Annotated in this window: 19 protein-coding genes; 14 read left to right on the forward strand and 5 right to left on the reverse strand. The window is 54.6% G+C overall.

The window, feature by feature from the left end; all coding sequences use genetic code 11:
* Nucleotides 1–138: 138 nt before the first annotated feature.
* The 5 genes from AC2FC2_RS00590 (at nt 139) to ltaE (ending at nt 6944) form a co-directional block, all read left to right on the forward strand.
* Nucleotides 139–1035, forward strand: a complete 897-nt coding sequence (locus AC2FC2_RS00590; RefSeq protein WP_209632536.1) for a LysO family transporter — start codon at nt 139–141, stop codon at nt 1033–1035.
* A 172-nt stretch (nt 1036–1207) separates the two neighbouring features.
* Complete coding sequence (gene hcp / locus AC2FC2_RS00595) at nt 1208–2857, forward strand: hydroxylamine reductase (RefSeq protein ID WP_209632535.1); 1650 nt, start codon at nt 1208–1210, stop codon at nt 2855–2857.
* 50 nt (nt 2858–2907) lie between these two features.
* Entirely contained in the window at nt 2908–3912 is a 1005-nt protein-coding gene (hcr, locus tag AC2FC2_RS00600) for an NADH oxidoreductase (RefSeq protein ID WP_490658529.1), read from the forward strand.
* A 177-nt stretch (nt 3913–4089) separates the two neighbouring features.
* Nucleotides 4090–5811 (forward strand): ubiquinone-dependent pyruvate dehydrogenase, encoded by a 1722-nt coding sequence (gene poxB / locus AC2FC2_RS00605; RefSeq protein WP_404759959.1) that lies wholly within the window; start codon nt 4090–4092, stop codon nt 5809–5811.
* A gap of 116 nt (nt 5812–5927) precedes the next feature.
* The gene (gene ltaE, locus AC2FC2_RS00610) at nt 5928–6944 is read left to right on the forward strand and encodes a low-specificity L-threonine aldolase (protein WP_209632532.1); all 1017 of its coding nucleotides are present in this window, start codon (nt 5928–5930) and stop codon (nt 6942–6944) included.
* 34 nt (nt 6945–6978) lie between these two features.
* Here the strand turns inward: ltaE and AC2FC2_RS00615 are convergent, their stop codons facing one another.
* Nucleotides 6979–7326, reverse strand: coding sequence for a DUF1294 domain-containing protein (locus AC2FC2_RS00615; RefSeq protein WP_490658664.1), 348 nt, complete (start codon nt 7324–7326; stop codon nt 6979–6981).
* Between the two features lie 145 nt (nt 7327–7471).
* On the opposite strand from AC2FC2_RS00615, the gene AC2FC2_RS00620 reads away from it, so the two are divergent.
* Together AC2FC2_RS00620 and AC2FC2_RS00625 are read left to right on the forward strand one after the other, a co-directional pair.
* Entirely contained in the window at nt 7472–8902 is a 1431-nt protein-coding gene (locus AC2FC2_RS00620; RefSeq protein ID WP_490658530.1) for a DUF2867 domain-containing protein, read from the forward strand.
* A 153-nt stretch (nt 8903–9055) separates the two neighbouring features.
* The gene (locus AC2FC2_RS00625; RefSeq protein ID WP_209632530.1) at nt 9056–10066 is read left to right on the forward strand and encodes a 3-beta-hydroxysteroid dehydrogenase; all 1011 of its coding nucleotides are present in this window, start codon (nt 9056–9058) and stop codon (nt 10064–10066) included.
* Here AC2FC2_RS00625 and AC2FC2_RS00630 read toward each other — a convergent pair whose 3' ends face one another.
* Nucleotides 10067–10903 carry an N-acetylmuramoyl-L-alanine amidase gene (locus tag AC2FC2_RS00630; protein ID WP_490658531.1) on the reverse strand — a complete coding sequence of 279 codons (837 nt, stop codon included), beginning with the start codon at nt 10901–10903 and terminating at the stop codon, nt 10067–10069.
* 180 nt (nt 10904–11083) lie between these two features.
* Between AC2FC2_RS00630 and AC2FC2_RS00635 the strand changes: the two genes are divergently transcribed.
* On the forward strand, nt 11084–12619 hold the full coding sequence (locus AC2FC2_RS00635; RefSeq protein ID WP_490658532.1) for a DUF3300 domain-containing protein: 1536 nt from the start codon (nt 11084–11086) through the stop codon (nt 12617–12619).
* A gap of 43 nt (nt 12620–12662) precedes the next feature.
* Here AC2FC2_RS00635 and AC2FC2_RS00640 read toward each other — a convergent pair whose 3' ends face one another.
* Complete coding sequence (locus AC2FC2_RS00640; protein WP_490658533.1) at nt 12663–12986, reverse strand: heavy metal-binding domain-containing protein; 324 nt, start codon at nt 12984–12986, stop codon at nt 12663–12665.
* Between the two features lie 161 nt (nt 12987–13147).
* Between AC2FC2_RS00640 and AC2FC2_RS00645 the strand changes: the two genes are divergently transcribed.
* From AC2FC2_RS00645 to artJ (AC2FC2_RS00670), 6 genes are all read left to right on the forward strand, one after another.
* Entirely contained in the window at nt 13148–13696 is a 549-nt protein-coding gene (locus AC2FC2_RS00645; RefSeq protein WP_404759964.1) for a lipoprotein, read from the forward strand.
* Nucleotides 13697–13956: 260 nt separating this feature from the next.
* Nucleotides 13957–14685, forward strand: a complete 729-nt coding sequence (artP, locus tag AC2FC2_RS00650) for an arginine ABC transporter ATP-binding protein ArtP (RefSeq protein WP_490658534.1) — start codon at nt 13957–13959, stop codon at nt 14683–14685.
* Between the two features lie 33 nt (nt 14686–14718).
* Nucleotides 14719–15450 (forward strand): arginine ABC transporter substrate-binding protein, encoded by a 732-nt coding sequence (gene artJ, locus AC2FC2_RS00655; protein ID WP_209632524.1) that lies wholly within the window; start codon nt 14719–14721, stop codon nt 15448–15450.
* Between the two features lie 9 nt (nt 15451–15459).
* The gene (artQ, locus tag AC2FC2_RS00660) at nt 15460–16176 is read left to right on the forward strand and encodes an arginine ABC transporter permease ArtQ (RefSeq protein ID WP_209632523.1); all 717 of its coding nucleotides are present in this window, start codon (nt 15460–15462) and stop codon (nt 16174–16176) included.
* On the forward strand, nt 16176–16844 hold the full coding sequence (gene artM, locus AC2FC2_RS00665) for an arginine ABC transporter permease ArtM (protein WP_209632522.1): 669 nt from the start codon (nt 16176–16178) through the stop codon (nt 16842–16844). Before artQ ends, artM begins: the two co-directional genes overlap by 1 nt.
* Nucleotides 16845–17053: 209 nt before the next feature.
* Nucleotides 17054–17788, forward strand: a complete 735-nt coding sequence (gene artJ, locus AC2FC2_RS00670) for an arginine ABC transporter substrate-binding protein (protein WP_209632521.1) — start codon at nt 17054–17056, stop codon at nt 17786–17788.
* Nucleotides 17789–17835: 47 nt separating this feature from the next.
* On the opposite strand, the gene rlmC is transcribed toward artJ (AC2FC2_RS00670), so the two are convergent.
* Nucleotides 17836–18963 carry a 23S rRNA (uracil(747)-C(5))-methyltransferase RlmC gene (gene rlmC, locus AC2FC2_RS00675; RefSeq protein ID WP_209632520.1) on the reverse strand — a complete coding sequence of 376 codons (1128 nt, stop codon included), beginning with the start codon at nt 18961–18963 and terminating at the stop codon, nt 17836–17838.
* Nucleotides 18964–19090: 127 nt separating this feature from the next.
* Nucleotides 19091–19570, reverse strand: coding sequence for a YbjO family protein (locus AC2FC2_RS00680; RefSeq protein WP_209632519.1), 480 nt, complete (start codon nt 19568–19570; stop codon nt 19091–19093).
* Between the last annotated feature and the right edge of the window lie 48 nt (nt 19571–19618).

Genomic DNA, 19618 nt, shown 5'->3' on the forward strand with positions numbered 1-19618 from the left:
GCATGGTCAAAAAACCCCTTTCAGGTCAAGCGGACAACGTCAAATCTGCCGCTTTACTCTAGCCGCTGTTTTGGTTAGCGTGTGGTGCCTCGCCGTTCATCCAGGCGCCCCCTCCGAACAAAGGACGCAAGCTTCACCATGTATTCAGGACTGCTGATTATTCTGTTACCGCTGATTGCCGGTTACCTCGTTCCGTTGCGCAGTCGAACGCTACTGCAAACCATCAACCGTCTGCTGAGCTGGATGGTGTACGTGATCCTGTTTTTCATGGGCATCAGCCTGGCCTTCCTGGAGGATCTGAGCAGCAATTTGGTGCTGATATTCCAGTATGCTGCCGTCTTTTTCCTGTGCATTCTCGCCATCAGCTTGCTGATGCTGGCGTTGTTGGAACGCAAAATGCCGTGGCGCAACACCCATAAACAGGAAAAACTGCCCTCACGTCTGCACATGGCGCTGGAATCACTCAAGCTGTGTGGCGTAGTGCTCGGCGGTTTCCTGCTTGGTCTGACGCAGTGGCAGTGGTTGCAGTTCGCCAATAAAGGCAGCGAATACGCATTGATTTTCTTGCTGCTGCTGGTCGGCATCCAACTGCGTAACAGCGGCATGACGTTACGCCAAATCGTGCTTAACCGACGCGGCATGATAGTCGCAGTCGTTGTCGTGGTTAGCGCACTGGCGGGCGGCGCATTGGCCGCACAACTGCTGGGGCTGCCGATCAAAGCGGGGTTAGCCATGGCATCCGGTTTTGGCTGGTATTCGCTCTCCGGTATCTTGATCACTGACGCTTACGGTCCAGTACTGGGCAGCGCGGCCTTCTTTAACGATCTGGCTCGCGAGCTGATAGCCATCATGCTGATCCCAACGCTGGTACGCCGCAGCCGCTCCTCCGCCCTGGGCCTGTGTGGCGCAACCTCGATGGACTTCACCCTACCGGTGCTGCAACGCAGCGGCGGACTGGAGATAGTGCCGCCGGCCATCGTGCATGGCTTCCTGTTGAGCCTGCTGGCACCGGTACTTATCGCCCTGTTCTCTTGAGATCTCTCCGGGGGCACCGCCCCCGGAAATCGGAATAATTCCCATCCTCACAGCAAAATTGCGCTAAATCAAAGTTGTCCGTGGTTGCATCACAAAAGCCTTTTTAAGCCCCGGTTGCCGATCTATGCTTTTAAACAAGCATTAAAAATGCAACTTTAAAAAGGAAGCGATTATGTTCTGTGTGCAATGTGAACAAACCATCCGTACCCCCGCGGGCAACGGCTGCTCCTATGCCCAAGGTATGTGCGGCAAAACGGCAGAAACCTCCGATCTGCAAGACCTGTTGGTCGCGGCGTTACAAGGCCTATCCGCTTGGGCGTTGCAGGCCAGAGCACTTGGTATCGTCGATCACGATATCGACAGTTTTGCCCCACGCGCCTTCTTCTCTACCCTGACCAATGTCAACTTCGATTCAGAGCGCATCATCGGTTACGCACGGGAAACCATCGCCCTGCGCGAATCGCTGGCCACTCGTTGCCGGTTACTGGACGCTGACGTCCGTGTCGACCATCCGCTGGCTACGCTGCAATTGGCCGGTGACGACATCGCGACACTGTTGCAACAAGCCGCTCAGTTTGCCTTGAATACCGACAAGGCTGAGGTCGGTGACGACGTGCACGGCCTGCGAATGCTGTGCCTGTATGGCCTGAAAGGTGCAGCAGCCTATATGGAACACGCTCACGTACTGGGTCAGTTCGACGAGCAGATCTACGCCGATTACCACGCTTTTATGGCCTGGCTCGGCACCCAGCCACGCGACGTCGATACCCTGCTGAACAACGCCATGGGCATTGGCAAAATGAATTTCAATGTGATGGCAATCCTCGATCACGGCGAAACACAAGCCTACGGCGATCCCCTGCCTAGCGCGGTAAACGTTCGTCCGGTGGCCGGGAAAGCCATTCTGATCTCCGGCCACGATCTGAAAGATCTGCGCATGCTGCTCGAACAAACCGAAGGCCAGGGCGTGAACGTCTATACCCACGGCGAAATGCTGCCGGCACACGGTTACCCGGAACTGAAAAAATTCAAACATCTGGTGGGCAATTACGGCAGCGGTTGGCAGAACCAACAGATCGAGTTCGCGAAATTCCCAGGTCCGATAGTGATGACCTCTAACTGTATTATCGATCCCAACGTTGGTCACTACGGCGATCGTATTTGGACGCGTAGCATCGTCGGCTGGCCGGGCGTTAATCATTTGGAAGGGGACGACTTCACCCAAGTGATCGCGCAGGCACAGGGGATGAATGGTTTCCCGTATACCGAAATCGAACATATGATCACCGTCGGTTTTGGCCGTCAGACGCTGCTCAACGCCGCTGATACGGTGATTGATTTAGTCGCACAAAAGAAACTGCGCCACGTATTTCTGGTTGGCGGCTGTGACGGTAGCCGCGACGAACGCAGCTACTTCACCGACTTTGCGCGCAGCGTTCCGCAAGACTGCCTGATTATGACGTTAGCCTGTGGCAAATATCGCTTCAACAAGCTGGATTTCGGCACCCTTGAAGGGCTGCCACGTCTGCTGGATGTCGGTCAATGTAACGATGCCTATTCGGCCATTATGCTGGCAGTCAAACTGGCTGATACCCTCGGCTGCTCGGTCAACGCGTTGCCACTCAGCCTGGTACTGTCGTGGTTTGAGCAAAAGGCGATCGTTATCCTGCTGACGCTGCTGTCACTGGGTGTCAAAAACATTGTCACTGGGCCAACCGCACCCGGCTTCTTGACTGACAACCTGATGGCGATCCTCAACGATAAGTTCGGCATGCGCCCGATCACCACCGTTGAGCAGGATCTGAACGCCTTGCTTGGTTAATACTCTTTTTGGGGCCACACATGCTGGCCCCTTTGCTTTTGAGGTGCCCTATGACCCAACCCAGCCCACTTTGCCCCAACCGTATGCAGGTACATTCGATCCAGCAAGAAACCGCCGACGTCTGGACGTTAAACCTGATCTGCGACGTTTTTTACCCTTATCAACCCGGCCAGTTTGCGTTGGTCAGCATACGCAATAGTGAAGATACGCTGCGTGCCTATACGTTATCTTCTTCGCCCGGTCAGAGCCGTTTTCTCAGCATCAGCGTGCGCTGTCTGCCGGACGGCATCGGTTCCCGCTGGTTAACACGCGAGGTCAAACCCGGCAATACGCTGTGGCTGTCCGATGCCCAGGGTGAATTCAGTTGTGAACAACACCCGTCCGATCGTTATCTGATGTTGGCGGCTGGCTGCGGCGTCACGCCAATCATCTCCATGTGCCGTTGGCTGGTGGCAAACCGCCCAACCTGTGATATCGCAGTGATCTTTAACGGGCGTACTCCGGCCGACACCCTTTTCGCCAAACAATGGCACGCGTTGTGCGCCAAGCATCCGCAGTTGCGGTTAACGCTGATGGCTGAACAGGATGTTCAACCCGGTTATCTCAGCGGACGAATTAGTGCTGAAGTACTGCGCCAAACCGTGCCTGACCTCATCGATCGCACGGTGATGACCTGCGGTCCCGCCCCTTATATGGCCCAAGTGGAACAACTGTGTCTGCAACTTGGCGTTTCAGCGGCCCGTTTCCATAAAGAGCAGTTCCATACGCCGACAGAAGCCGATACTGGGCAAGGTGAAGGATTAACGCTGCGCGCCGCCAGACCGCTGCGTGAATTCCGCGTCCCGGTCGGCAGTACGCTGCTGGCCGCGATGGAAGCCAACGCATTACCGGTCAATGCCGCCTGCCGGGCCGGCGTGTGCGGTTCGTGCAAAACCCGTATCCTCGAAGGCAACTACACCACCAGCAGTAATATGACGCTGACTCCTGAGGAAATCGCCCAGGGTTACGTGCTGGCCTGCAGTTGCCAACTACAAGGTGACGTTGTCCTGGCATGACGCTTGCTGCCCCGTCGACCACGATGGGGCATTTATCGGCAAGCATGCTTTACCTTCCCCTTCTACACTTTCTCCGTTCTGCGCTTTTATCAGGTTCATCTGCTCAATATCCAATAAGTCACACCTGGAAATTCAATACATTGAAATTTCGGTGTTTTTATCATATTTGGGGGAACTATGAAGCAAACCGTAGCCACACTGATCGCCAAAACACTGGAACAGGCAGGTGTGAAACGTATTTGGGGCGTTACCGGCGATTCGCTCAACGGTCTGAGCGACAGCCTGCATCGCATGGGTACCATCGACTGGCTGGGCACGCGCCACGAAGAGGTCGCCGCCTTCGCTGCCGGTGCGGAAGCCCAACTTACCGGTGAATTGGCGGTCTGCGCCGGCTCCTGCGGCCCCGGTAACCTGCATCTGATTAATGGTCTGTTCGATTGCCACCGTAACCACGTCCCCGTATTGGCGATTGCCGCGCACATTCCCTCCAGCGAAATCGGCAGTGGTTATTTTCAAGAAACTCATCCACAAGAACTGTTCCGCGAATGCAGCCATTATTGCGAACTCGTTTCCAACCCGGAACAGCTACCGCGGGTACTGGAAATCGCCATGCGCAAGGCGATCCTCAATCGCGGTGTGTCAGTGATCGTACTCCCGGGCGACGTGGCGCTGCGTATGGCCCCCGAAGATGCCAGCATGGTGTGGCATACCCCGGCACTGCCACTGGTACAACCGCCAATGAGCGAATTGAACAAGCTGGCGGAGACCCTGAACAAGGCGAAAAACATTACGTTAATGTGCGGCAGCGGCTGCGCCGGTTCGCATGACGAAGTGGTTAAACTGGCAGAATTGCTGCAAGCCCCGGTTGTACATGCACTGCGTGGCAAAGAACATATCGAGTGGGATAACCCTTACAGCGTCGGCATGACCGGTTTGATCGGTTTCTCCTCCGGCTACCACGCGATGATGAACGCCGATACGCTGGTGTTGCTTGGCACCCAGTTCCCGTACCGCGCCTTCTACCCAACCAATGCCAATATCATTCAGATCGATATCAACCCCGGCAGTATCGGCGCACACTGCCCGGTCAATATGGCACTGGTGGGTGATATTCATACCACCCTCACTGCCCTGCTGCCGCAGTTGGAGCCCAAGAGTGACCACGCATTTCTCGACAAGGCGCTGGAGCACTATCGCACTGCACGCAAGGATCTCGACGGGCTGGCGACGGCCAACGACGATCAGCCGATTCACCCGCAGTATCTGGCGCAACAGCTCAGCCAATACGCCAGCGACGATGCCATTTTCACCTGTGACGTTGGTACACCCACAGTGTGGGCTGCACGCTATGTGAAGATGAACGGCAAACGTCGCCTGCTCGGTTCGTTCAACCATGGCTCGATGGCTAACGCCATGCCACAGGCGATTGGCGCACAGGCCACCGAACCGAACAAACAGGTGATCGCCATGTGCGGCGACGGCGGCTTCACCATGCTGATGGGGGATTTCCTTTCATTGGCCCAGTTGAAACTGCCGGTCAAGATTGTGATATTCAACAACAGCGTACTGGGATTTGTGGCGATGGAAATGAAAGCCGGCGGCTATCTGACCGATGGGACCGATCTGCACAACCCCGATTTCGCAGCGATTGCCAACGCCGCGGGTGTGAAAGGCATTCGCGTGGAAAAAGCGTCGGAACTGGACGCCGCGCTGCAGGAAATGTTGGCGCACCCCGGCCCAGCGTTGTTGGACGTTGTCACCGCAAAACAAGAGTTGGCGATGCCGCCGCAGATCAAATTCGAACAGGCCAAGGGCTTTAGCCTGTACATGCTGCGCGCCATTATCAACGGCCGCGGTGACGAAGTGGTCGAGCTGGCAAAAACCAACTGGTTACGTTAAAACACCTCCCGGGTTCAGCGGTTGCTGTTCCCGGTATTTTTCTCTTTTGTCATAAAAGAATCCCGCTATGATGGAGGTCATATTCCCTTTCCCATCAGCCATCCCCAAGGTTAACTATGCTTATTGATTTACGCAGTGACACCGTGACCCGTCCAAGTGCCGCCATGCGCGAGGCCATGGCCCGTGCCGAAGTTGGTGATGACGTTTACGGCGATGACCCCACGGTTAACGCACTTGAGGCGGAAGCGGTCCGCCTGTCCGGTAAAGAAGCGGCGCTATTCTTGCCAAGCGGCACTCAGGCCAATCTGGTGGCGCTACTCAGCCATTGCCAGCGCGGTGACGAGTACATTGTCGGCCAGCAGGCGCATAACTATAAATATGAAGCCGGCGGCGCGGCAGTCCTCGGTAGCATCCAGCCACAGCCTATCGAAGCAAACCCAGACGGTACTTTGCCGCTCGATAAGGTCGCCGCAGCGATCAAACCCGATGACATTCATTTCGCCAAGACGCGTTTGCTGAGCCTGGAAAACACCATCAGCGGCCGTGTATTACCGCTAGCATACCTGCAACAAGCCTGGCAGTTCAGCCGTGAACATCAACTGGCATTGCACATTGACGGCGCACGTATCTTTAACGCCGCCGTCGCACTGAATGTGCCATTGAAAGACATTGTGCAGTACTGCGATACCTTTACCATTTGCCTGTCGAAAGGGCTGGGTGCTCCGGTGGGTTCGCTGCTGTGCGGCAGCAAGGCGTTTATCCAACACGCCTTGCGCTGGCGTAAAATGACCGGCGGTGGCCTGCGCCAGGCCGGTATTTTGGCCGCGGCCGGGTTATATGCACTGGAGCACAATGTTGAACGGCTGCGTGAAGATCATGACAACGCCAAATGGCTGGAACAACAGCTGCAAGAGATTGGCGTGGAGATAGCAGAGCCGGGGGCACAAACCAACGTGCTGTACCTACGTCAATCGCCAGAGCTGGCCGCCAAGCTGGGCCCCTGGATGCGCGAGCATGGCGTATTGATCAGCAGCGGGCCGCTAACGCGTATTCTGACGCACCTCGACGTCAACCGTCAGGATTTGCAGCGCGTAGTCGACTTGTGGCAACAATTCCTCAAACAGCATGCCTAAGCCTTTACCTGGACGGGGCGACAACGCCCCGTCTTCATAATATCCAGCGGCCATAAACCCAATACCAAATCGCCAGGGTCGCTACCACATTCAGAATCACACTGACGATAAACCCGCTCTTGAAAGGCTGCTTCTGGGTTTTGTGGCGAAACCACTGCTGGGCCACGATTGCCCCAATCCAGCCCCCCACCAAACCGAATACCAGCAGCGTGCTTTCCGGCACCCGTTGCCACCCTTTGCGCGCAGCAAGCTTATCCGCACCGTATACCACTAACGTCAGCAGGTTAACCAACAACCACCACATCCAGACAGAATGCAGGAAAAACACACTGGCGATCAGCGCCAGTCCCAACAGGGCATAACAAACGGCATTAAGTTTCATCATTCCGGCTTAGCTCAGACAAACGGTGCGTAGTGTGACGCCGCTCGACGACGGATGCAACGCCCTCATAACCACACAAAAAGTGCATTTAAACGGTGGATTTGGCATCCTGTGACAATGAACTTCACCGCATAAGGCGGCGCTAATGACACCTCAACGCATTCTGGTTCTTGGAGCCAGCGGCTACATCGGCCAAAACCTGATTCCCCACCTGATTGAACAGGGGCATAACATTACCGCCGCCGCGCGCCGTATCGAATGGCTGCAAGAACAAAACTGGCCGCAGGTTAACTGCCAGTATGTCGACGTCTACCAGCCAGAAACGCTGGCTGCCGCACTGTGGGACATCGATGCCGTTTATTACCTGATCCACGGTATGGGTGACGGCGATGACTTTATTGAAAAAGAGCGTCAGGCAGCGGAAAACCTGCGTGATGCGTTGCGCAGCTCCAGCGTTAAACAGGTTATTTTTCTTGGCGCGCTGCAACCGGACGGTGACAGCTCACCGCACCTGGTCGCGCGCAAGCTGACCGGCGAGATCTTGCGCCAAAGTGGCATCCCTATTACCGAACTGCGCGCCAGTATCATCGTCGGCCCCGGTTCCGCCGCCTTCGAAATCATGCGTGACATGGTCTACAACCTGCCAATACTGACGCCACCGCGCTGGGTGCGGTCCAAATCGTCGCCGGTCGCGTTAGAAAACCTGCTGGTATATCTGGCCGATCTGCTGGAGCATCCGGCAGAAGAAAACCGTATTTTTGACGTCGCCGGCCCGGAGTACATCAGCTATCAAACCCTGTTTGAGCGCTTCATCACCATCAGCGGCAAAAAACGCTGGCTGATCCCTATCCCGCTGCCGACGCGCTTTATCTCGGTGTGGTTCATCAGCATGATTACCTCGGTGCCGACCTCTATTGCCCGCGCACTCATTCAGGGATTGAACCACGATCTGCCCGCCGACGGTAAACCCTTGCAGGCGCTGATACCGCAAACGCTGCAAACCTTTGATCAGGCTGTGACCGCGACGCTGAAGCGAGAGGAAGAGGTGGTTGATTCCGCCGATTGGGGCTACGATCCCGAAGCGCGAGCACGTTGGCGACCGGGCTATGGCTTCTACCCAAAGCAAGCGGGTTATTCGCTGAAAACCTCGGCATCTAGTCAGGCACTGTGGCATAGGGTGCAACAGCTGGGCGGTAAAGAAGGCTATTTCTATGCCAACATCCTTTGGCAGATCCGCGCCCGCATGGACGATATGATCGGCAACCGCGTGGTTTATGGCCGACCGGAGCGTGACACGCTGGCCGTTGGCGATCTGGTCGACGGCTGGAAAGTCATCACCATCAAGCCACAGCGATTACTGGCGTTATTGTTCGGCATGAAAGCCCCTGGGTTGGGCCGCCTGGCCTTCACGATCAAAGACCACGGTGATCATCGTACTCTGGATGTGCGCGCCTGGTGGCACCCGGCAGGGTTCAGTGGATTGCTGTATTGGTTCGCCATGATGCCTGCTCACCTGTTTATTTTTCGCGGCATGGCGCGCCGAATTGCCAGACTGGCCGAAGAGGATAAGCGTTAATGCTTAATTGTCGATCAACCGCACAGTTTGCTGCTGCGGTTAGGCCCTTTCCGATTGCATAGAGCACGAAATAACGGAAGAATGGCATCTTATTTGCTGTAGCGCCGCTGAAGGCCGTCAGCATTCTGATTTTTGGTGAGAATAGAGTTCGTTATGAAGGTATTGGTCACCGGTGCAACCAGTGGATTAGGCCGTAACGCCGTTGAATATCTCCGTCGTCAGGGCATAAAAGTGCGCGCCACCGGCCGCAACCAGGCCATGGGCAGTTTGCTGGAAAAAATGGGCGCAGAATTCATTCATGCCGATCTCACCAACCTGATCTCATCGCAGGCCAAAGCTATGCTGGCCGACGTGGACGTTCTGTGGCACTGCTCAAGCTTTACGTCCCCTTGGGGCACTGAAGAAGCCTTTGAACTGGCCAATGTGCGTGCGACCCGTCGCTTAGGCGAATGGGCGGCGGCCTACGGGGTGTCGCAGTTTATCCATATCTCCTCGCCGGCGGTTTACTTCGATTACCACCACCACCGCAACATCACTGAAGACTTCCGCCCCGTGCGTTATGCTAACGAGTTCGCTCGCAGCAAGGCTGCCGGTGAGCACGTGATCCAGCAGTTGGCGTTGTCCAACCCGCAAACGCACTTTACTATCCTGCGCCCTCAGGGGTTATTTGGGCCACACGATAAAGTGATGCTGCCGCGTCTGCTGCAGATGATCAAACGCTATGGCAATTTGCTGTTGCCGCGCGGCGGCGCGGCGCTGGTGGACATGACTTACCTGGAGAATGCGGTCCATGCCATGTGGCTGGCAACCCAGAAAGAGAATACCCCCTCCGGGCGCGCTTATAACATCACCAACGAACAACCACGCCAGCTACGTAGCGTAGTGCAACAGTTGATCGACGAACTGGGCATGAAATGCCGGATCCGTTCTGTGCCCTATCCGATGCTCGATATGATGGCCCGCGGGATGGAAAAACTCGGCAGCAAAAGCGAAAAAGAGCCAGTGCTAACCCATTATGGCGTCGCCAAACTGAATTTCGATCTGACGCTGGACATCACACGCGCCCAGCAAGAGCTAGACTATCACCCCGTTGTTTCGTTGGATGAAGGCATTTACCGCACCGCCCGCTGGCTAAAAGAGCACGGCAAACTGCACGGTCTGTAATTAACGCGCTGCGCCGTACTTCAACAGCAGCGCGTCGATGATGGCCTCACTCTCGACATCCGGCTCACCGCGATAATCGCTGGGCCGGAAATGCATTTGAAACGCTGCCAACACATTTTTTTGCTGCCTGACGTCCCACTTCGCATCAATGCCATAACCGTAGCGCGCCAGCTTTTCCATTAACGGCGCCAACGGCACAGCGGCATGTTTATCACGCCCCGCCAACAACGCCTGCACCTTCGCCGGATCCGGCCAGGCGCCAATCCCCGCCTGTGCAAGTTGTTGCCAGGGGAATAACGGACCAGGATCCTGCTTGCGCTGCGGCGCGATATCGCTGTGCCCTACCACGTCCATCGGTTGAATACCGTAGCGCTGTATAATATCGCGGCTCAGTGAGACTAAAAGCGCAATTTGCTGCGGCGTATAGGGCTGCCAATGAGTAAACAGCAGCGTGCGGTTGAACCCGCGATTGACTATTTCGATGCCGATCGAGGTGTCATTCAGGTTGGTTCTGCCACGCCAACTGCTGGCCCCCGCATGCCAGGCACGCAGAGCTTCCGGCACCAGTTGGAAAGCAACCGGCTTGCCCTCCACCAACGGCGGATACGCGGGCAACAGATAATGCGCACTGACATGTTCGTCCGTCAGGGTTTTTAACGAGGAATGGAAATCCTCCGCAGTGTAATGCATCACCAAAAAACGAATACGTTGGTCCGCGCCCTGCGCCTGATGCAGAGTTTCAAGCTGGTAATCGCCGCGATCAACAGTCGTACGCTGCTGTTCACTTTGGCAACCTGCGAGCAGGACCGCAACGCATATCCCAGGCCAAATTTTCAAGACTCCCTCCTGCGTTTTCGATGCCCGAATTTGTAAATCAGATTGATTAACCTGTATCCAATAATCACGTAATGATGACAGAGCAGCCAGATGTGCAAGCGAGTGTTACACCTGGCTAACAGAGTGCAGTGCAGCTGTTAAGCTCATACTATTACCTGCGCTGATAAAAGTGAGTCGCTCATGTTCAAGCCAAGCTATTTAACATGGCTGATGTGTATCGCCATGCTGCCGCTCAGTGGATGCGATCAAAAAACAATAGCCAATACCATGGGGGGCGGTTCTCCGACCGCAGCCTCCCCGGCCTCCGCGCCAGCCTATACGCCCTTGAGTGCCGACCAACTGTATCAATTAGTGAGTCCGGTGGCACTTTTCCCTGACAAGCTGCTGGCTCAGGTGCTCGCCGGTGCGGGTTATCCTGATCAAATCAGCGCTGCCGATAACTGGCTGGGGCAAAACCGCGGCCTGCAACCGGCTGCACTCACCACGGCCGCAGACAGCCAGCCTTGGGATCCTAGCGTACGTAGTTTGGTTCAATTTCCTGATGTGTTAGACCAGATGGCGAAAAATATCCCCTGGACTACTGCGTTGGGCAGTGCTTATCTCAACGATCCCACTGATGTGATGAATGCCATTCAGGTGCTCCGTCAACGTGCGTCGGCTAAAGGTACGCTCAAAACATCCCCCCAGCAAAGAGTGATTGTGGCACCGACTACGCAGTATGTTGAGCAACAACCCTATGCACAAAGCATAGTGGCTGCCCCTGCCCAGACCATTGTTATTGAACCCAGCCAGCCGGATGTGGTTTATGTGCCGCGATACGACCCTTGGGTAGCCTATGGCCAGCCCATCCCCGCCTACCCCAATTACAGTTATCAAAACGCCTCCAGCTATAGCAGCGGCGATATGCTGGCAACCGGTGTGATCAGTTTTGGCGTAGGTATCGTGGTCGGGGCATTGATTAATCAGAATCATCATGACGGCTGGCATAGCTGGGATGTTCACTGGAATAATCGGCGGCAACCGGTGGTCTACAACAATGCTCCCTATATTTCGCATTCCACTACGGTGATTAACCGTGTAACCAATATTAACCAATACAATAATGTGAACCGCAGCAGCACTGTAAACAACTTCAACAATACACCGGTGAATCCGGCGCCGCGTTTTGCCGCACCAACGGCTCATCCGGCAATTAACGTTGCTCCTGTGCAACAACCTCACTTTGCCCCACAGGCACCGGTGGCAGCAGCCGGTCGTCAGCCCATGGCAGCCCCGAACTTTACTCATACAGGGACTGTCACTGCACCGCATGTAACGGTACGTTCAGCACAGGGTCAGCAACCGATGACCATGCCGAATTTCAACCATACGGCGCCTGCAGCAGTGAAACAACCGCCAAGAGTACAAGCAGCGCCCATTCCCGTTCATCAGACTGATAGTCGGCCAATGCGCCAGCCGGAACAGCGTACAGTGACACCGCCGGCCGTACAGCAGGCCGTCCATATACCGGCGGCTAAACCGGTCGTCCATACGGCACCTGAGGCCAACGTTTTCCGCCCACAGCAGGTTCAACAACGGCCAAATATCCCGACGCCGCATAACGCGCCGCAGCCGTTCCACCCACAGCAAGTTCAACAGGTGCAACATCGCCCTGCCGCGGAAGCCAAACCGCAGGAACACCGTCCAGTCAAAATTGAAGAACGTAAAGCCGGATAATACGAGGACGCCCCGGCGAAAGCCGGGGCGTCAGAGAAAAGGATTAACGACTGATTTTCACTGCTGTGCCGCTGACGGTGACCATCAGCATGCTGCTGTCTTTACCCACAGTCTCGTAATCAATATCGATACCGACAACCGCATTTGCGCCCAACTCTTGCGCTTGTTCTTCCAGCTCCTTGAAGGCAATCAACCGCGCTTTGCGCAGCTCTTTCTCATAGGCACCGGAACGCCCGCCTACGATGTCACGCACGCCAGCTAAGAAATCGCGGAAAATATTGGCCCCCAAAATGGCCTCGCCGGTGACAACTCCGCAATATTCGGTAATGGTAAACCCTTCCAGGGTCGGGGTAGTGGAAAGCTGCATCAAAACTCCTAGCTTGATTGATTCATCGCATTTATCTGACCATCAATTTGGAATTATGTTCTGTTATGAAATGGCACGCAGTACGAATGCAAGGCCTGAAATCGCATTTATACTGTAGGCTAATGGTCTTCATGGTAGAGACTTTCACATAAGGTAATGAGATGAAAACAAAAACGATTGCGGCTGTTTTTCCCTTAGCGCTGTTACTGAGTGCCTGTACCACCGTCGAACCGGCATTCAAGGATATCGGTACCCGTACTGGCGGTTGTGTGGAAGGCGGCCCGGATACGGTCGCACAGAAATTTTACGATCTGCGCCTGCAACAAGGCACCAGCAACACATTGCCGGACAGCAACCGTCTGGCGCAGTTGCAGCCTTACCTGAGTAAGGTGCTGTATCAGGACCTGGTAAGCGCCAACCAGAACCCGGGTAAATATCAGATCACAGGCGATCTGTTTACCGGCAATGCTCAGGGGCCGACCAGTGCAACCGTCGCCAGCGCCTCGACCATTCCAAATACGGATGCCAAGAATATCCCGCTACGCGTTCAGCTCAGCCGCCAAAAAGAGGGCAGCAATACGATCAACTGGCAGGATGAAGTGTTGATGGTGCGTGAAGGCACTTGTTGGGTCGTGGATGACATCCGCTATCTGAATGTGCCACCGCATGCCACCAGCGGTACGCTGCGCCAAGTGCTGGAAAACCAGTAACCTCACTCGCTTACCGGCCCTCTCCGGGCCGGTCGTCAGAAAAATTCCTTGATTGCGCTCAATATTTGCTCAGTTTGAGAAATTTCGCTACCTACCTCACAGCATGCACGACAAATCCCCCCTTCGAACCTGACACGCGGTATCTTGTGCTATTCTTTCACTATCCTGCCGCGCAGTAATAAATTTTAACGCACAAAGATTGCATAAGTATTCTGTGGAAGTTAACATTTGCGGCATCAATATCTATTCAATTCTGGCGCATGAGCATTCAACTTAACGGTATCAACTGCTATTACGGCGCACATCAGGCGCTGTTTGACATCACGCTGGATTGCCCAGCAGGGGAAACCTTAGTGCTGCTTGGTCCAAGCGGCGCAGGGAAAAGCTCGTTATTACGGGTGTTGAACCTGTTGGAAATGCCACGCTCAGGCCAATTGCAGATCGCCGGTAATCAATTCGACTTCAAACAGGCTCCTGGTGAAAAAGCCATTCGCGAGCTACGTCAGAACGTCGGTATGGTTTTCCAGCAATATAATCTCTGGCCTCACCTAACCGTAGTGCAAAACTTGATCGAAGCGCCGTGCCGCGTGCTGAGTCTGACCAAAGCTCAGGCGATGGAACGTGCCGAAAAACTGCTGAAACGCTTGCGCCTGACCGACTTTGCCGATCGTTTCCCACTGCACCTTTCCGGTGGCCAACAGCAGCGTGTAGCGATCGCCCGTGCGCTGATGATGGAACCACAGGTGCTGCTGTTTGATGAACCGACTGCCGCGCTGGATCCTGAAATTACCGCCCAGATCGTCAGCATCATTCGTGAATTGGCCGGCACCGGTATCACCCAGGTGATCGTTACCCATGAAGTCGAAGTGGCGCGTAAAACCGCCAGCCGCGTGGTTTACATGGAAAACGGCCACGTGGTGGAACAAGGCGATGCCAGTCACTTCACGCAGCCACAGACCACCGAGTTTGCTAATTACTTATCACACTAACAATTTTACTTGCTGTAATTTGGGGAGTTTGCGATGAAAAAACTAATAATCGCCGCCGTATTGGCTGGCATCAGCGTTTCCGCCTCTGCAGCCGAAACGATCCGTTTCGCTACCGAAGCGTCTTATCCTCCATTTGAATTTATTGACGCCGGCAACAAAATCCAGGGTTTTGACGTCGACCTGGCCAATGCATTGTGTAAAGAGATCCAGGCTGAGTGTACCTTCACGAATCAAGCCTTTGACAGCCTGATCCCAAGCCTGAAATTCAAGCGTTTTGACGCAGTCATGGCCGGTATGGACATCACGCCAGAACGTGAAAAACAGGTCCTGTTTACCAAACCCTATTACGATAACTCTGCGCTGTTTGTCGCCCAGAAAGGCAAAGTTGCCGACGTGGCTGCACTGAAAGGTAAAAAAGTGGGCGTGCAGAATGGCACCACTCACCAGAAATACCTGACCGACAAACACCCGGAAATCACCACCGTGCCTTATGACAGCTATCAGAACGCCATTCTGGATCTGAAAAACGGCCGCGTTGATGCGGTATTCGGTGATACTGCCGTCGTCAATGAATGGCTGAAGCAAAATGCGGCGCTGGGCGCAGTGGGCGATAAAGTGACCGACAAAGATTACTTCGGCACCGGTCTGGGCATTGCCGTTCGCCAGAAAAACACCGATCTTCAGGGCAAATTCAACGCTGCTCTGGACAAGATCAAACAGGATGGGACTTACGAAACCATCTACAAAAAATGGTTCCAGCAGTAATCAACCCCGATGAATGAAATTCAACCTTTAGCAAGCGCCGCCGGTATGACCGTCGGCCTTGCCGTTTGTGCCCTTATCCTTGGGCTGATCCTGGCGATGCTGTTTGCCGTCTGGGAGTCATCACGCTGGAAAGTGGTTAGCTGGCTCGGCACTGCCTGGGTCACCCTGCTGCGCGGCCTGCCGGAAATTCTGGTGGTGCTGTTCATCTATTTCGGTTCATCGCAGCTGCTCTTGATGCTGTCCGATGGCTTCACCCTGAATTTTGGCCTGTTCCAACTGCCCGTCCAACTGGCGATTGATAACTTCGAAGTCAGCCCGTTCCTGTGTGGTGTGATTGCACTCGCCCTGCTCTATTCCGCCTATGCATCGCAAACGTTGCGTGGAGCGCTGAAAGCCGTACCACAAGGGCAATGGGAATCCGGTCAGGCATTGGGGATGAGCACCACAGCGATTTTCTTTCGCTTGATCATGCCGCAGATGTGGCGCCACGCGTTGCCGGGCTTGGGCAACCAATGGCTGGTGTTGCTGAAAGATACGGCATTGGTATCGTTGATCAGCGTTAACGATCTGATGCTGCAAACTAAAAGCATCGCCACGCGCACACAGGAACCTTTCACCTGGTACGTCATTGCAGCGGCAATCTATTTGGTGGTTACCCTGTTAAGCCAGTACATCATCAAACGCATCGAACTGCGCACCACGCGTTTTGAGCGGGGGCCAGCCTGATGTTTGAGTTCTTACCAGAAATAATCAAAGGGCTGCACACCAGTCTGACATTGACTATCACTGCACTGATCGTGGCGCTTATTTTGTCACTGTTACTGACGGTGATCCTGACGCTGAAAACACCGATCCTGACGCCATTGGTAAAGATCTACATCACGCTGTTTACTGGCACACCATTGCTGGTGCAGATATTTCTGATCTACTACGGCCCAGGGCAGTTCCCGGCTATCCGCGAATATCCCTGGTTGTGGGACTTACTGTCACAACCGTGGCTCTGTGCGATGGTCGCGCTGGCGTTGAACAGTGCGGCTTACACCACGCAGCTGTTTTACGGGGCAGTACGCGCAATCCCTGCCGGTCAATGGCAATCCTGTGAAGCGCTTGGCATGTCGCGTACGCAGTCGCTGCGTATCCTGCTGCCATTTGCCTTTAAACGTGCGTTGTCCTCTTATTCCAACGAAGTCGTGCTGGTATTCAAGAGTACCTCACTGGCCTATACCATCACCCTGATGGAAGTGATGGGCTACAGCCAACTGATGTATGGCCGTACTTACGATGTGATGGTGTTTGGTGCTGCCGGGCTGGTGTATCTGTGCGTTAATGGTCTATTGACGTTACTGATGCGTTTGGTCGAGCGCCGGGCGCTGGCCTTTGAGCGCCGCAACTGAGCATGCTGAAAGGCTGTCTCAACGCCCTGCCATTGCGCAGGGCTTTTTTATGCCCCTCGATAATTTTTTAATCATTTATATTGCATATTAATTCACAAAATGGCAGGGTAAATGCCAACCAACAGCCGCCAAAATATTTGGGTTATTGTCAGTAAAATCAAGCGGCGACGACATAAAAAAACGCAGGCTTACAGACAGGAGCTTTACGCATGAAAAAACTATTACTGGCCGCCACAGTACTCGCTGGTATTGCCTTTAACGCCAGCGCCGCAGAGACCATTCGCTTTGCCTCTTCAGCCACCTATCCCCCGTTCGAATCGCTGGATGCCAGCAACAAAATTGTGGGTTTTGATATCGACCTGGCTAACGCATTATGCAAACAAATGAAGGCTGAATGCACCTTCACCAACCAGGCGTTCGACAGCCTGATCGCTGCGCTGAAATTCAAAAAATACGATGCGGTGATCTCCGGTATGGACATCACGCCAGAACGCAGCAAGCAAGTTGCCTTCACTCAACCCTATTATGCCAACTCAGCGATTGTGATTGCCCAAAAAGGCAAATTCAGCTCGCTGGCAGATTTGAAAGGCAAAAAGATCGGCATGGAGAACGGCACTACCCATCAGAAATACATGCAGGATAAGCACCCAGAGATTAACACCGTCTCTTACGACAGCTACCAGAATGCCATTCTCGAACTCAAAAACGGCCGTATCGACGGCGTATTTGGTGATACTGCGGTAGTGAATGAATGGTTGAAGAACAGCCCGCAATTGGCACCGGTCGGTGAGCACGTTACCGATGCACAATACTTCGGTACCGGTCTGGGCATTGCCGTACGCCCGGACAACCAGGCGTTGTTGGCCAAGCTGAATGCCGCACTGGACGCCATTAAGGCCGACGGCACTTACAAAGCCATCAACGACAAGTGGTTCCCGCAGTAAAATCTTTCCAGGGCGTGGCATACCACGCCCTGTCCCCACAACGTTCTTTAATGGCGTACCAGCAGCGTCAGCACTTCGTAATGGGCGGTATGGGGGAACATATCGAACAGTTGCACGCGTTCAATACGGTAATCCGGCAACATTTCAATGTCTTTCGCCATCGTCTCGGCGTTGCAGCTCGAATACAAAATATAGCCCGGCGCCATCAGGTTTAAATAGTCACACAATGCCTTGCCAATGCCACGTCGCGGCGGATTGACCAATACCAGTTGCGGTACACGGCCTTCAGCGGTGGCGAACTGCGTTGAATCCAGTGCCTGAAAATCAACATGTTGCAAACCCAGGGCGTTCGCCGACTGGCGCGCACAGGCAATCGCTTCTGCGCTGATCTCGATCCCCGTCAAACGTGTTTCCGGCTGCGCGCAGTGCAGACCAAAGCCCCCCACACCGCAGAACAGATCCCACATGCTGTTGATGCCTAATGCGCGCACCCAGTCGCGGGCTGTGGCATACAGGTCGGCAGCCACCTGCGGATTGGTCTGGAAGAAACTTTGCGGGCGAATATACAACGGCACCTGATTAAACTGCTCTTCCAACGCCTGCAACTCTGTCAGCGGGATTTCACGCTCCCCCTCCATAATCGCCATATGCACCGGCTGAATATTGGCAGAGATCACCCTGAGCTGCGGCAGCTGTTGCCTTAACCACGGCAGGGCAGCACGTAACTGCGCCAGTTTCGTCTCTGAACGCAGCACAAAGCGCAGCATCACGCCTCCGCTATGGGTGCTTTCAGTTAACAACAGATATTTTAGCTCGCCGCGCTTACGCGCCACGTTGTAAGGCGTCAGACCAGCCCGAGCGATAAAGCTTTTCAGCACGTCAAACATCGGGGCAAAACTGGCGGGGTAAAGCGGACAAGCGCTGAGATCAACCGGAGTGCCATCACGATGCAACATGCCGAGCAACGGGCGTTCTACGCTGCCACTGACCACCATTTTGGCTTTGTTGCGAAATGCGCTCTGCTTGCCGGCAATCGGCTCCAGCCACTGTGCGACATCACGGCCAGTCAGCAGTGATTGCAGATGGTGCTGTTTGTCTGTCAGTTGCTGCGGGTAAGGCTTTTCCAGCCACTGACAGGAACGGCAAGTGCCCGCCGTATACAAAGCGCAATGCATGAAAAGTACTCTAGGTTCAGGATGAAGAATTAAGGGCGCAGAGTTTAGCACTCTGCGCCGCTATACCCTATAGCTTTCAAGTTGCCGCCAGCAACGTGACGGTTTGGAAAGCGCCGGGTATGAAACCTCAATGACGTGCGGCGAAAAACCGGCGGCTGGCCGCAGGGATAAACAGCAATGCCAGAATGACAACGTCAGGGATTTTTTGCAGGATCAGTTCGTGCAGGATCTGCCCACTGCTTTCACCCTCAACGGTAAATACTTCCGGCAGAAAGCTGCCAATGGTGGCGAGCAGCAAATAGCCGACCACAACACACTGACAGATGACATAGATCCAACGTCCCCAATTGCGGCCACGCATCACTGCGAAACCACAACTGATTTGCAGACACAGCAGTAACAAACCCGCCAGAAAGATCAAGGTGGAATCCCAGGCCTGCGCACTGGTGCTGACAAACTCCTGCGCACCGTCGACGCCGAGCTCACCTAACAGCAACAGCACGCTGACGCATTTGATAGCGACCATCGCGGTGCCTGCAACCATCACCGGTACTGGCGCATCTGAAGTCGTTCCCATTCCCTGCCTGCTGTTCAGCATGTCTGACATGTCCATGTTCCGTAACGAAACGCCACTGCCCCTTTCAAACTGCCGCTC

The sequence above is a fragment of the Serratia sp. CoH_122_TC_1 genome (assembly GCF_058191755.1).

Coding starts and splice junctions, on each gene's coding strand:
- AC2FC2_RS00590 (WP_209632536.1), top strand. CDS start 139: ATGTATTCAGGACTGCTGATTATTCTGTTACCGCTGATTGCCGGTTAC.
- hcp (WP_209632535.1), top strand. CDS start 1,208: ATGTTCTGTGTGCAATGTGAACAAACCATCCGTACCCCCGCGGGCAAC.
- hcr (WP_490658529.1), top strand. CDS start 2,908: ATGACCCAACCCAGCCCACTTTGCCCCAACCGTATGCAGGTACATTCG.
- poxB (WP_404759959.1), top strand. CDS start 4,090: ATGAAGCAAACCGTAGCCACACTGATCGCCAAAACACTGGAACAGGCA.
- ltaE (WP_209632532.1), top strand. CDS start 5,928: ATGCTTATTGATTTACGCAGTGACACCGTGACCCGTCCAAGTGCCGCC.
- AC2FC2_RS00615 (WP_490658664.1), bottom strand. CDS start 7,326: ATGAAACTTAATGCCGTTTGTTATGCCCTGTTGGGACTGGCGCTGATC.
- AC2FC2_RS00620 (WP_490658530.1), top strand. CDS start 7,472: ATGACACCTCAACGCATTCTGGTTCTTGGAGCCAGCGGCTACATCGGC.
- AC2FC2_RS00625 (WP_209632530.1), top strand. CDS start 9,056: ATGAAGGTATTGGTCACCGGTGCAACCAGTGGATTAGGCCGTAACGCC.
- AC2FC2_RS00635 (WP_490658532.1), top strand. CDS start 11,084: ATGTTCAAGCCAAGCTATTTAACATGGCTGATGTGTATCGCCATGCTG.
- AC2FC2_RS00640 (WP_490658533.1), bottom strand. CDS start 12,986: ATGCAGCTTTCCACTACCCCGACCCTGGAAGGGTTTACCATTACCGAA.
- AC2FC2_RS00645 (WP_404759964.1), top strand. CDS start 13,148: ATGAAAACAAAAACGATTGCGGCTGTTTTTCCCTTAGCGCTGTTACTG.
- artP (WP_490658534.1), top strand. CDS start 13,957: ATGAGCATTCAACTTAACGGTATCAACTGCTATTACGGCGCACATCAG.
- artJ (WP_209632524.1), top strand. CDS start 14,719: ATGAAAAAACTAATAATCGCCGCCGTATTGGCTGGCATCAGCGTTTCC.
- artQ (WP_209632523.1), top strand. CDS start 15,460: ATGAATGAAATTCAACCTTTAGCAAGCGCCGCCGGTATGACCGTCGGC.
- artM (WP_209632522.1), top strand. CDS start 16,176: ATGTTTGAGTTCTTACCAGAAATAATCAAAGGGCTGCACACCAGTCTG.
- artJ (WP_209632521.1), top strand. CDS start 17,054: ATGAAAAAACTATTACTGGCCGCCACAGTACTCGCTGGTATTGCCTTT.
- rlmC (WP_209632520.1), bottom strand. CDS start 18,963: ATGCATTGCGCTTTGTATACGGCGGGCACTTGCCGTTCCTGTCAGTGG.
- AC2FC2_RS00680 (WP_209632519.1), bottom strand. CDS start 19,570: ATGTCAGACATGCTGAACAGCAGGCAGGGAATGGGAACGACTTCAGAT.